This is a genomic window from Geodermatophilus sp. SYSU D00710 (genome assembly GCF_054050195.1).
This window is the reverse complement of the sequence record NZ_JBJGYX010000015.1, coordinates 43,475-55,371: the sequence shown is the minus strand read 5'-3', so window position 1 is coordinate 55,371 and position 11,897 is coordinate 43,475. Positions and strand designations below refer to the sequence as shown.

Sequence of the window (11,897 nt, the reverse complement as noted above, 5' to 3'; positions counted from 1 at the left end):
GGCAGGACGTGTGTCAACCCTCCGGACGCGGACGACCCGAGCCTGCCCGCACCGCACCGCGTCCCGCGCGACGGCCGGCGCTCAGCCGAGCTGCCACCCGCCGTCCACCACGATCGCCTGCCCCGTGACGTAGCCGGCCATGTCGGAGGCCAGCCAGACGTAGGCGTCGGCGACCTCCTCCGGGCGGGCCATGCGGCGACTGGGGACCCGCGCCAGCATCTCCTGCTCCACCGCCTCCGGCGAGGACCCGGTCAGGCGGGCACGCTCGGCGATCAGGTCGCGGATCATGACGGTGTCGACCTGCCCCGGGCACACGGCGTTGACGGTGATGCCGTCCCCGCCGAGCTCGGCGGCCAGGCACTGCGCCAGGCCGACCACGCCGAACTTGCTCGACGAGTAGGCGGTGTTCTCCACGCCTCCCCGCAGGCCGAACAGGGAGGAGGACACGACGATCCGCCCGCCGCGACCGGCCCGCACCATGCGCCGGGCCCCCTCCCGACAGGTGAGGAAGGTGCCCGTGAGGTTGACGTCGACGACCCTGCGGTAGTCGGCCACCGACAGGTCCACGGCCCGCTCCAGCACCAGGATCCCGGCGTTGGCGACGACGACGTCGACGGCGCCGAGCGCGGCCTCGGCCGCGTCGAAGGCGGCCGTGACCGACGCCTCGACGGTCACGTCCACGACCACGCCGGCGGCCCGGGCGCCGTCGGTCCGCAGGCGCCCGGCCGCCTCCTGCACGGCCCCCTCGGCGATGTCGGCCAGGGCGACGGCGGCGCCGGCGGCCGCCAGTCGCGCCCCCACCTCGAGGCCGATGCCCCGCGCTCCCCCGGTCACCAGCGCCACGCGCCCGTCGAGCAGTCCCATGAGCCGACCTTCCCTCCCGGTCCCTGGTGCACATTATTGAGATACTGTATAAACAATCCATCAGCGCGGTGTGACGGCCCGTGTCCGTCCGGCGCCGCGCCCCGTCCGGCCACATCCCCGTCCCGAGTGGAGAAGCCCGTGACCCAGACCGACCTGGCTCCGGATCCGACCGCCGACCCGCCGCCGCGGAACGAGCAGCTCCACCTGCTGCGGCTGATGCTCCGCATCCGGCGCTTCGAGGAGAAGCTCGCCCACCTGTTCAAGCGGGGGCGCCTACCCGGGTTCGTGCACCTCTACCTCGGGGAGGAGGCGGTGGCCGTGGGCGTGTGCTCGGCGCTGCGTGCCGACGACCGCATCACCAGCACCCACCGGGGCCACGGCCACCTCATCGCCAAGGGCGCCGAGGTCGACCGGATGATGGCCGAGCTGCTCGGCCGGGTCGACGGCTACTGCCGCGGCAAGGGCGGCTCGATGCACATCGTCGACTTCGGGCTCGGCATCATCGGCACCAACGGCATCGTCGGCGGCGGCATCCCGATCGGCACCGGCTCGGCGTGGGGCGACAAGCAGCTGGGCCGGGACAACGTCACCGCCACCTTCTTCGGCGACGGCGCCTCCAACCAGGGCGTGTTCTTCGAGTCGATGAACCTCGCCTCGATCTGGTCCCTGCCGGTCGTCTTCGTCTGCGAGAACAACCAGTACACCGAGTGGACGCCCACCTCGAAGCTCACCGCCGGACGGATCGCCGACCGCGGCCGGGCCATGGACATCCCCGGCGTGCAGGTCGACGGCAACGACGTGCTCGCGGTGCGGCAGGCCACCGACGAGGCCGTCGCCCGCGCCCGCGCCGGGGAGGGCCCGACGCTGATCGAGGCCATGACCTACCGCTGGCACGGTCACAACGAGGGCGAGGAGGCCTTCGCCGGCGACTACCGCCCGCGCGAGGAGCAGGACCACTGGCGCGCCCGGGAGCCGATCGCGGCCTACCGCCGTCACCTGGTGGCCACCGGCATCGCCGAGGCCGACCTCGACGCGGTCGACGCCGAGGAGACCGAGGCCGTCGAGCGTGCCGTGGCCTTCGCCGAGGCCAGCCCCTTCCCCGACCCCGAGGAGGCCCTGGCGGCCCTCTACGCCACCTCCGCCCACGACGACCGAGGGGACATCTGACGTGACCGCCACCCCCACCGCCGCTCCGCGCACCGCCGACGCGCCGGCCGTGCGCCGCGAGTACTTCATCAAGGCCATGCAGGAGGGCCTGCGCGACGCCATGCGCGAGGACCCGACCGTCGTCGTCCTCGGCGAGGACGTCGACCGCTCGATCATCGGGGCCACCCGCGGCCTGATCCAGGAGTTCGGTGAGGACCGCGTCCGCAACACCCCCATCTCCGAGGCCACGTTCGTCGGCGCCTGCGTCGGCGCGGCCGCGGTCGGGCTGCGGCCGGTCGTGGACCTCATGGTCGGCTCGTTCTTCTACGTCGCCATGGACCAGGTCGCCAACCAGGCGGCCAAGCTGCGCTACATGTCCGGCGGCCAGGTCGAGCTGCCGATCGTCTACTTCACGATGAGCGGCCCCTCCGGCGCCGCCGCGGCCCAGCACAGCGAGAACCCGCACCCGATGCTCATGAACGTCGCGGGGCTGAAGGTCGTCATGCCGTCGACGCCCTACGACGCCAAGGGCCTGATGGTCACGGCCGTGCGCGACCCCAACCCGGTCGTCTACTTCCAGGACGCGGTGCTGGGCGGGACCAAGGGCGAGGTGCCCGAGGAGCCCTACGCCATCCCGTTCGGGGTCGCCGACGTGAAACGGCCCGGCACCGACGTCACCGTCGTCGCGATCGGCGCGCTGGTGCCCAAGGCGCTGAAGGTGGCCCGCGCGCTGGAGTCCGAGGGCGTCTCCGTGGAGGTCGTCGACCCGCGCACCCTCGTGCCCCTCGACCGGGACACGATCCTGGAGTCGGTGGCCAGGACCGGCCGGCTGGTGGTCTGCGACAACGCCCGGCTCACCTGCGGGGTGGCCAGCGAGATCACCTCCATGGTGAGCGAGGCCGCGTTCGGCTCGCTGAAGAGCGCCCCCCGGCGGGTCGCCTGGGAGGACGTCCCGGTGCCGTTCTCCCCGGTGCTGGAGAAGCGCGTGCTCGTCGACGAGCAGAAGATCCGCGCCGCCGTGCTGTCGACCCTGGAGGGCTGACCCGTGGACGTCGTGCTGCCCAAGTGGGGGATGACGATGCAGGAGGCCGTCGTCGGCGACTGGCTGGTCGCGGTCGGCGACGAGGTCACCGAGGGCCAGCCCCTGGTCACGGTCGAGTCGGACAAGGTGGACGCCGACGTGGAGTCCCCCGGGTCCGGCGTGGTCGCCGAGATCCTGGTCCAGACCGGCGAGACGGCCGAGGTCGGCGCCGTCATCGCCCGGCTGCAGTGACCGGGGCGAGCGCGCCGGCCGTCGGCCCGGCGGTCGCCGACCGGCTGGTGCCGCTCTCCCGTCTGCGCCGGGCCGTGGTGCGCACCGTCGTCGCCTCGGCGTCGGTGCCGCAGTTCACCGTCGAGCGGACCGTCGACGTCCGCGCGGTGCAGCACCTGCGCGCGGCCGGAGGGCACCGGTTCTCCCTCAGCGACGCGCTGACCGCCGCCACGGCCGCCGCCCTGGCGACCCACCGGCGGCTCAACGCCTCCTGGACCGACGACGGCATCGTCGAGCACGGTGCGGTCAACGTGGGCCTGGCCGTGGCGGTGGAGGACGGCCTGGTCGTCCCCGCCATCCGCGACGCCGACCGCCGGAGCCTGGACGAGCTCGCCGCCGAGCGGGTCCGGCTCACCGCGGCGGCCCACGCGGGGACGCTGCGCCCCGAGGACGTCTTCTCCGCCACCTTCACCGTCTCCAACCTCGGCCCCCACGGGGTGCACCGGTTCCGCGCCCTCGTGCTACCCCCGCAGGCGGGGATCCTCGCCGTCGGCGCGGTCGTGGACGGCCGGCTCGAGCTCGCCCTCTCCTGCGACCACCGCGTCGTCGACGGCGCGCCGGCGGCCGGCTTCCTCACCGACGTGGCCGACCGCCTCGAGGACCCCGCCGGGCTCCCCGCAGCCCCCACCGACGCCCCGGAGGCACTCCCGTGACCACCGCACCGACCCGATCGCGCACCGACGTCAGCCTCGACCTCGCGCTGGCCGTCCTCGCCGGCGTCCGCACCGAGGCCGAGCAGCGCGGCGCCGCCCTGGGCGCCGCGGTCGTGGACGCCGGCGGCAACCTCGTCGCCGCCATCCGCATGGACGGCGCCCAGCTGGTCGCCCTCCCGCTGGCCACCGACAAGGCCTACACCGCGGTCGCCCTCGACGCGCCGACCGAGACGTGGGCCGGCTCCACCGCGCCCGGCGGTGCCGACTGGGGCATGTCCACCGCACTCGGCGGTCGCCTCGTGGTCTTCGCCGGCGGCCTGCCGATCCACGCCGACGGCGCGCTGGTCGGCGGGGTCGGCGTGAGCGGGGCGGCCGCCGCCGTCGACCGCGCCTGCGCGCTCGCGGGGCTGACCGCCGCCGGGCTGGAGGCCTGACCGTGGCCTCCGTGCTGGTCGCCGGCGGCGCCCGGGGCATCGGGCGGGCGGTCGTGCGCGCCTTCCGCGAGCGCGGCGACGCCGTCCTGGTCGCCGACCGGGACGGGGACTGCGCCAAGGCGACCGCGGCCGAGGACCTGCCGGGGCCGGCCGCCGCGTTCGTCGCCGACCTGGCCGACCCGGCGGCCCCGGCCGAGGCGGTGGCCGCGGCCGCCGCGCACGGCGGCGGGCTGGACGTGGTCTTCGCCAACGCCGGCCTGCTGCTCGCCCGCCCGCTGCCCGACTGGACGGTCGAGGACTGGGACCGCTCCCTCGCGGTCAACCTGCGCGCGCCGTTCCTCCTGGCGCAGGCGGCGCTGCCCCACCTGCGCGCGTCCGCGGTGCCCCGCATCGTCATCACCTCCTCGACCGGGGCCCTGCGCGGCCACGCGGGCATGCCCGCCTACCACGCCTCCAAGGCGGGGGTCCTCAACCTGGTGCGGGCGCTGGCCGACGAGCTCGGGCCGGACGGGATCACGGTCAACGCCGTCTGCCCGGGCTGGATCGACACCCCGTTCAACGACGCGTACTGGGACCACCAGGACGACCCCGCCGCGGCGCTGGCCCGGCTGGAGGGGTCGATCCCGCTGCGGCGGCAGGGCGTCCCCGAGGACGTCGTGGGCAGCGTCCTGTTCCTCTCCTCCCCCGGCGCCGCCTACGTCACCGGTCAGGCCCTCGTCGTCGACGGCGGCTACAGCGCCGTCTGACCACCCGTCCCGCGACGCCAGACCTGGAGGGGAACCGTGCACCACCGGCTGCTCCTGAACGATCCCGGCCGACTCGGGCGACCGGTCCCGCCGTCCCGCCCGCCGGCGGGCGACGGGCCGGCCGGCCCGCGGGAGTTCCACCGCCTGCTGCCCGGCTACCGGCCCACCGAGCTGCGGGACCTGCCGTCCCTGGCCCGGCGCCTCGGCGTCGGGTCGGTGGCGGCGAAGGTGGAGACCCTCCGGATGGACCTGCCGGCCTACAAGATCCTCGGCGCGTCCTGGGCGGCCTACCGCGCCGTGCTGGCCGCCCGGGCCGAGCCGGTCCGCGCCTGGTCGGACCTGGCGGAGCTGCGCGCACAGCTCGGGGACCCCGACGGCCACCGGCTGGTCGCCGCCACCGACGGCAACCACGGCCGCGCCGTCGCCCGGATGGCCCGGCTGCTCGGCTGGGGGGCGCACGTCCTCGTGCCGCAGGGCACGGCCGCGGCGCGCATCGAGGGCATCGCCGGCGAGGGGGCCACGGTCGAGGTGGTCGACGGCAGCTACGAGGACGCCGTCGCCCGCTCGGCCACCTACGCCGACGAGCGGACCCTGGTCGTCTCCGACACCGCCTGGGAGGGCTACCGGGACGTGCCCGGCTGGGTGGTCGACGGGTACGCCACCGTCTTCGCCGAGGTCGACGACCAGGTCGCCGAGGCCGGCCTCGTCCCGCCGAGCCACGTGGTGGTCCCGGTCGGCGTCGGCAGCCTGGCCGCCGCGGCCGCCCACCACCACGCGCCACGCTCGACGACGCTGGTCTCGGTCGAGCCCACGTCGGCCGCCTGCGTCATGGCCTCGGTGGCGGCCGGCACCTCGGTGGAGGTGCCCGGTCCGCACACCTCGAGCATGGCCGGGCTCAACTGCGGGCTGCCCTCACCGCTGGCGCTGCCGGTGGTGCGGGACACCTTCCGCGGCCTGGTGGCCATCGACGACGCCTGGGCCGAGGAGGCCATGCGGGTGCTCGCCGGGCTCGACCTGGCCGTCGGCGAGTCGGCCGCGGCGGCCCTGGGCGGGCTGCTGTGCCTGCGGCCGGAGGAGTCGGCCGCGCTCGGCCTCGACGCGTCGGCGTCGGTGCTGCTCGTGCTCACCGAGGGTGTCACCGATCCGGTGAACTACGCGCGGGTCCTGGCCGGGTCGGCCGCCGGCTCACCATGATCGGCACCGCTGCGGCCGGTGCTCCCGTGCCGCCGGGACGATCAGGCAGAATCCATCGGGAACCAAGGGGGCGCACCACCGTGACCACGACCACCTCGACGCCGCAGCGCGGCCACCCGGCGCTGGGGTCCCTCGACGCCGGCACGCTGCCCGCGCGCATCCACGAGATCCTCGAGGACGCCATCATCCAGGGGGTCTTCGCCCCCGGGGAGCGGCTGCACACCGATCGCCTGGCCGCCCAGTACGGCGTCAGCCGGATCCCGGTGCGGGAGGCCATGCGGTCGCTGCACGAGGCCGGCTGGGTCGACATCCGCCCGCGGTACGGCGCCTACGTGCGGGAGCGCTCCGAGGAGGAGCTGACCCAGCTCTTCGAGGCCCGCGCGGTGATCGAGGGCGCCATCGCGGAGTGGGCCGCGCAGCGGCGCACCGCGGCCGACCTGCAGGCGCTGCGCCGCGTGGTCGACCGGAGCCGGAAGCTGCTGGAGATCGGGGACGACGAGGCCCTGGAGCGGTCCAGCTCCGACTTCTACGCGGCGATGCGCGCCGCGGCCCGGAACGCGGTGCTGGGCAGCCTCTCGACCGAGCTGCACAAGCGCGCACGGTTCTACTTCCACATGGTCGCCGGCGACCTGGGCAGCGACTGGGTCTCGCTGCACGAGCAGCTCGCCGACCTCGTCGACCGCGGGGACGCACCGGGCGCCGGGCGGCTCGCCCGCCGGCACGTGCTCGACACCGGCGAGGCCGTCGCCCGCCTGCTCGGCGAGCAGGACGCCGGCGGGGCCTGACACCCGGGGACCGACCCGCGCTCAGCGGTGGGAGCGGAAGAACCGCCGCACGTCCTCCGCCACGAGCTCCGGCACCTCCCACTCGAGGAAGTGCCCGCCGCGCGGCAGATCGGTCCAGGAGGCCACGTTCCACTGCCGCTCGGCCCACTCCCGCGGCGTGGGGAACATGTCGGCGCCGGACATCGCCATGCCCGTGGGCACCTCCACCCGGCCCCAGCCGGCCGACGGGCCGCGCACGGTCTCGTAGTACAGCCGCATGGACGAGCCGATGGTCTGCGTCGCCCAGTAGACCGTGAGGTTGGTCAGCAGGTCGGCGCGGTCGTAGACGGAGTCGAGGTCGCCGCCGCAGTCGCTCCAGGTGCGGAACTTCTCCAGCACCCACGCGGCCAGTCCCGCGGGTGAGTCGTTGAGCGCGTGCGCGAGTGTCTGCGGCTTCGACGAGTGCTCCATCGCGTAGGCCATCTCGCTCTGGTTCCACTCCTGTGCCCGGGCGACGAACTCGCGTTCGGCGTCACTGAGGTCGTCGGGCACCCAGCCCAGGTAGGGGTTGGTGCCCGACACGTGCAGGGCGACGAGCCGGTCCGGGGCGGTCAGCGCCAGCTCGCGCAGCACGCCGGCGCCCAGGTCGCTGCCGCGCCCGGCGAAGCGTGGGTAGCCGAGCTCCTCCATGACCCGGACGACGATCCCGGCGATGCGGCCGACGCCCATCCCCCGCTCGGCCGGCCGGTCGCTGAACCCGTAGCCCGGCAGGGACAGCGCCACGACGTCGAAGGCGTCCCCCGGCTCGCCGCCGTGCTCGTCGGGACGGGTGAGCAGCGGCACGATGGGCAGCATCTGCACGAACGAGCTCGGCCACCCGTGCAGCAGCACGACCGGCAGCGGCTCCCCCGCGTCCCGCCGGGGAGCCCGCTCGTGGACGACGTGGACCCCGAGGCCGTCGACGTCGACGCGGCTGTGCGAGACCGCGGCCAGCCGCTCCTGCTGCCGCGCCCAGTCGAAGTCGTGCAGCCACGTGTCGACGAACGACCGCAGCACGTCGGTGTCCATGCCGTAGTCCCACCCCGCGCCCGGGATGGCGTCGGGCCAGCGGGTGGCGCGCAGCCGGGCGCGCAGGTCCTCCAGGACGGCGGGGTCGACGGTCGGGGTGAACGGGGTGACGGTCATGCACTCCTCCCGGGGGCGTCGGGCCAGGACGGGTCCGCCTGACTGTTCCCGATGGTGGGGTGCCGGCGGATGCGGTGTCGGCCGGAGCGGCCGAACGCGATCGGGCCCGCCCCCCGGACAGGGGCGGGCCCGACGCTCCGGGGACTAGCGGGACCTGCCGCTGCTGCCCACGGTGTACCGCGTCTGCGACTGCGGGTTGAGCGTGCCGGTCCGGTCCGACCCCGAGCCGGCGATGGCCGGGTCGTTGAGCCTCAGGACGTCGAGGCCCTGCTGGATGTCGCTGCTGTAGACGAGGCCGTCGTAGAAGTACGCCGACCACGACCCGCCGAGCACCAGCCGGTCCGCACTGACCGGGCCACGGTCGAACCAGGCGATCTCACGCGGGTTCGCCGAGTCGGTGAAGTCCCACACCGAGATGCCGCCCTGGTACCAGGCCTGCACCATGATGTCGCGCCCCTGGGTGTTGGGGATCAGCGAGCCGTTGTGCGCGACGCAGTTCTCCTCGTTGGTCTGGGTCCGCGGGATCTTGAAGTACGACCGCTTCACCAGCTGCCCGTCGACGATGTCGTAGACGGCGTTGGCGCCGAGCTCGTCGCCGATGGTCGGGTTGCAGGTGGGGGCACCGCCGCCGCCGAGCTCGTCGGTGAAGACGACCTTGGTGGCGTCGTTGTCGAAGGTCGCCGAGTGCCAGAAGGTGAAGTTCTCGTCGGTCACCGAGGACGTCACCCGCGGCTCCAGCGGGTCGCTGATGTCCATCAGCACGCCCTGGCCCATGCACGCGCCGGCGGCGATCCCCTTCTCGGGGTAGGCGGTGATGTCGTGGCACCCGCTGGTCGCGCTCCGCACCCGGCCGGTGGGGAAGGCCTCGTCCGGCGCGGTGGTGGCCCCTGCGAAACCGCCGTCGGGGAACAGCACGGGCTCGGCGACGACCGCGGCCGACGCCGGGTCGGCGTCCGGGACGGCGACGATGCTGATCTTGTCGTGCGGGGTCTGGCAGTCCTTCTGCGCGGCACTGGGACCGTAGGAGGAGACGTACACCAGCATGCGGCCGTTGGCGGGGTCGGGGACCAGCGTGTTGGTGTGCGAGCCGCAGTCGGTCTCGACGCTGGTCAGCAGCTGGGGGTTCGACTTGTCGGCGATGCTCCAGACCCGGATGCCCTCCCAGTAGTCGGCGGTCGGGTCGGAGGTGGCCGGGCGGGCGAGCGCCGGGGCGTCGCAGTCGTCGCTGACGCGACGGGAGTCGGTCGAGGTGATGACGATGTCGCCGTAGACGGAGACGTCGTTCTGCGCGCCGAGGCACGCCGCCTGACCGACGAGCGTCGGGCTGCCGGGCCGGCGCACGTCCCAGACGGAGAAGCCGTTGTAGTTGCCCTGGATCGCGTAGCCGTCGACGAAGGCCAGGTCGGAGTTGTAGGCGTCCTGTCCGGCGGCGATGCCGCTCTTCGGCGTGCTGCTGATCAGGCGCAGGTTCGGTGAGCTCGCCACCTGACCGGGCGTGGCCAGCGGCGCGCCGGAGTCGTCGAACTCGGCGATCTGGGAGTCGGTGAAGCACTCCGACTCGTCGACCTCCTCGCTGTCCTTGGACACGCAGTGGTCCGGGTGGGCCGTGGCGGGCGGCGCCACCAGCAGGCCGGCCGCCAGCCCCCCGGCGGCGGCCAGTCCCACGATCACGGACCGGCGGCGGGTCGTTGACCTCACGTACTGCTCCTCTCGGCGCCCCCACGTGTCCCCCGTGGACCCGTCTGGAGGCGGCCGGACGGTATGCAGTCATCTGTCCGTGATGGAAGGCCCACTCGGCGTGTCGCAACGCCGAGTTTCGTGTCGCTGGAGTCCCTCCAGATCGCCTGGAGGTGCGTGGAGCTCGCTCGACCGTCGGGGATCCCCGCAGCGCGCAGGTCCCGCGCGCGACGGGCGCCGTCGCACGGCCGGACGTCACCGCCGTCCCTCGCTTCTCGCCTCGATCCCCTCGGCCTCGGCCGCCAGCTAGCGATCGGTGAGGCGGCGGCAGAACCGTCCCACCACCGCGCCCACGGGCCCGGCCTGCTCGACCGACAGACTCACGCGGGTGCCGCCGGCACAGAGGTCCTCCACGCCGCTGCACCACGCGGACCGTGAGGTCCCGTCGTGGCCACCGCCGGCCCCGCTCCGGCGGTGCCGGGAGACGGTGACGCCGGGGTGACGACCCGGTGACGGGGCAGCGCCTAGCGTGCTCGCGCCCGGTGGAGCGGGTCCCCGCAGCGGTGGGGTGAGCCGTGACCACCGAGCCGCGACCACCGGGCCGTGACCACGTCGGCCGCCGTCGCCACGACGGCCAGGAGGGAGTTCAGGTGTCCGAGGACAGGAGCTTCTATGCCGGACTCGGTTCAGGACTGGAGGGGGTCGAGGTCGAGGAGGTGTACGACGCCGTGGCGGACCCCGCCGTCGCGAAGCGCATCGCCGACACCGACAACCCGTTCCACATCGAGGTCCGGTTCCTCGGCGGCCTGACGGACGAGCAGAAGCAGGCGTTCAGGACGGCCGCGGACAGGTGGGCCGAGGTCATCGTCGGCGACCTCGAGGACGTCCGGCTACCGGACGGCACGGTGGTCGACGACGTCCGCATCGACGCTGCGGGGGTGTCCATCGACGGGCCCGGCCGGGTCCTCGGCCGGGCCGGACCCCGCCTCCTGCGGCCGGCCGGCAGCACGCACGAGTTCCTCCCGATCACCGGCATCATGGAGTTCGACGTCGCCGACATCCCCACCATGATCGCGCAGGACCTGTGGAACACCGTGATCATGCACGAGATGGGCCACGTCATCGGCATGCTCGACTTCGTCTGGACCGCGAAGGGCTTCGTGGCCAACCGCAACACCCCGCAGTGGTCGTTCACCGGGCCGACCGCCATGGAGGAGTTCGGCAGACTGCAGGACCCCTGCGCCAACGCCACGATGGCCCAGCTCGCCGGCCTCCGGTCGGCGGCCGGGGGCGGCACGGGCGGCGCGGACGGCGGCGTCCCCGTCCCGATCGAGGACGACTTCGGTCCCGGCACCATCGGCAGCCACTGGCGGGAGAGCGTCTTCGGCGCCGAGATGATGACCGGCTTCGTCAACCAGGGCGCGAACCCGCTCAGCAGGGTGACCGGCGGCGCGCTCGAGGACCTCGGCTACCAGGTGGACCTCGACGCCTGTGACGACTACAGCCTGCCGTCGGCCACGACCCTGGCCGTGATGGGCGTGCTCACGGCCGGGCGGATGCACGAGGTCATCGGCGAGATCGGCGGCACCGGTGGGTACGTCGAGCACCCGACACCCGAGGTCGCCCCGGACTCGGTGCTGACCGACCGGGGGTGAGGGCCGGTGCAGCCGCCCGGCGAGGATGACTGGAGGTGGATCGACGAGCACGTCGAGCACCCCACTCCCGAGGTCGCCGGTGACGAGGTCCGCATCGTCGGACACGAGGAGCGCACCCTCCCCGGCGCGGACGCGGCCGCCGGGGAGGAGAGGCGGAGCGAGCCATCCCGGACGGACCCGGACCGGCCGGCGGAGACGCAGCAGGAGGACCGCTGAGACGGGGCGCGGACGGGCCTCCTCCGCCGTCCCGCGGTGACGATGCGGTCC

Annotated in this window: 13 protein-coding genes; 10 read left to right on the top strand and 3 right to left on the bottom strand. The window is 74.2% G+C overall.

The annotated features are described in order from the left end of the window. Positions 1-81 precede the first annotated feature (81 nt). The gene (locus ACI78U_RS09515; protein ID WP_456875058.1) at positions 82-864 is read right to left on the bottom strand and encodes an SDR family NAD(P)-dependent oxidoreductase; all 783 of its coding nucleotides are present in this window, start codon (positions 862-864) and stop codon (positions 82-84) included. A gap of 138 nt (positions 865-1,002) precedes the next feature. Here ACI78U_RS09515 and ACI78U_RS09510 point away from each other — a divergent pair, with 138 nt between their 5' ends. The 8 genes from ACI78U_RS09510 to ACI78U_RS09475 all read left to right on the top strand — a co-directional run bounded on the left by ACI78U_RS09510 (position 1,003) and on the right by ACI78U_RS09475 (position 7,134). Beyond that, positions 1,003-2,031 (top strand): thiamine pyrophosphate-dependent dehydrogenase E1 component subunit alpha, encoded by a 1,029-nt coding sequence (locus ACI78U_RS09510; RefSeq protein WP_456875057.1) that lies wholly within the window; start codon positions 1,003-1,005, stop codon positions 2,029-2,031. A 1-nt stretch (position 2,032) separates the two neighbouring features. After that, complete coding sequence (locus ACI78U_RS09505; protein WP_456875056.1) at positions 2,033-3,052, top strand: alpha-ketoacid dehydrogenase subunit beta; 1,020 nt, start codon at positions 2,033-2,035, stop codon at positions 3,050-3,052. Between the two features lie 3 nt (positions 3,053-3,055). Beyond that, positions 3,056-3,283, top strand: coding sequence for a biotin/lipoyl-containing protein (locus tag ACI78U_RS09500; protein WP_456875055.1), 228 nt, complete (start codon positions 3,056-3,058; stop codon positions 3,281-3,283). Then, positions 3,280-3,975, top strand: a complete 696-nt coding sequence (locus ACI78U_RS09495) for a 2-oxo acid dehydrogenase subunit E2 (RefSeq protein WP_456875054.1) — start codon at positions 3,280-3,282, stop codon at positions 3,973-3,975. The genes ACI78U_RS09500 and ACI78U_RS09495 overlap by 4 nt, the downstream gene beginning before the upstream one ends. Next, on the top strand, positions 3,972-4,409 hold the full coding sequence (locus ACI78U_RS09490; protein ID WP_456875053.1) for a GlcG/HbpS family heme-binding protein: 438 nt from the start codon (positions 3,972-3,974) through the stop codon (positions 4,407-4,409). Before ACI78U_RS09495 ends, ACI78U_RS09490 begins: the two co-directional genes overlap by 4 nt. Before the next feature lie 2 nt (positions 4,410-4,411). Beyond that, complete coding sequence (locus tag ACI78U_RS09485) at positions 4,412-5,155, top strand: SDR family NAD(P)-dependent oxidoreductase (protein ID WP_456875052.1); 744 nt, start codon at positions 4,412-4,414, stop codon at positions 5,153-5,155. Positions 5,156-5,191: 36 nt separating this feature from the next. After that, positions 5,192-6,349 (top strand): diaminopropionate ammonia-lyase, encoded by a 1,158-nt coding sequence (locus ACI78U_RS09480; protein ID WP_456875051.1) that lies wholly within the window; start codon positions 5,192-5,194, stop codon positions 6,347-6,349. Between the two features lie 80 nt (positions 6,350-6,429). Then, entirely contained in the window at positions 6,430-7,134 is a 705-nt protein-coding gene (locus ACI78U_RS09475; RefSeq protein WP_456875050.1) for a GntR family transcriptional regulator, read from the top strand. Between the two features lie 21 nt (positions 7,135-7,155). On the opposite strand, the gene ACI78U_RS09470 is transcribed toward ACI78U_RS09475, so the two are convergent. Both ACI78U_RS09470 and ACI78U_RS09465 read right to left on the bottom strand, forming a co-directional pair. Then, positions 7,156-8,298 (bottom strand): epoxide hydrolase family protein, encoded by a 1,143-nt coding sequence (locus tag ACI78U_RS09470; RefSeq protein ID WP_456875049.1) that lies wholly within the window; start codon positions 8,296-8,298, stop codon positions 7,156-7,158. A gap of 144 nt (positions 8,299-8,442) precedes the next feature. Further along, on the bottom strand, positions 8,443-9,996 hold the full coding sequence (locus ACI78U_RS09465; protein ID WP_456875048.1) for an LVIVD repeat-containing protein: 1,554 nt from the start codon (positions 9,994-9,996) through the stop codon (positions 8,443-8,445). A gap of 629 nt (positions 9,997-10,625) precedes the next feature. Between ACI78U_RS09465 and ACI78U_RS09460 the strand changes: the two genes are divergently transcribed. Then, positions 10,626-11,630 carry a leishmanolysin-related zinc metalloendopeptidase gene (locus ACI78U_RS09460; RefSeq protein ID WP_456875047.1) on the top strand — a complete coding sequence of 335 codons (1,005 nt, stop codon included), beginning with the start codon at positions 10,626-10,628 and terminating at the stop codon, positions 11,628-11,630. A 6-nt stretch (positions 11,631-11,636) separates the two neighbouring features. Beyond that, positions 11,637-11,846, top strand: a complete 210-nt coding sequence (locus ACI78U_RS09455) for a hypothetical protein (protein WP_456875046.1) — start codon at positions 11,637-11,639, stop codon at positions 11,844-11,846. The last annotated feature ends 51 nt before the right edge of the window (positions 11,847-11,897 follow it).

Bases quoted from the DNA above. Each gene is read 5' to 3' on its own strand.
- ACI78U_RS09515 (WP_456875058.1), bottom strand. From the start codon at position 864: ATGGGACTGCTCGACGGGCGCGTGGCGCTGGTGACCGGGGGAGCGCGG.
- ACI78U_RS09470 (WP_456875049.1), bottom strand. From the start codon at position 8,298: ATGACCGTCACCCCGTTCACCCCGACCGTCGACCCCGCCGTCCTGGAG.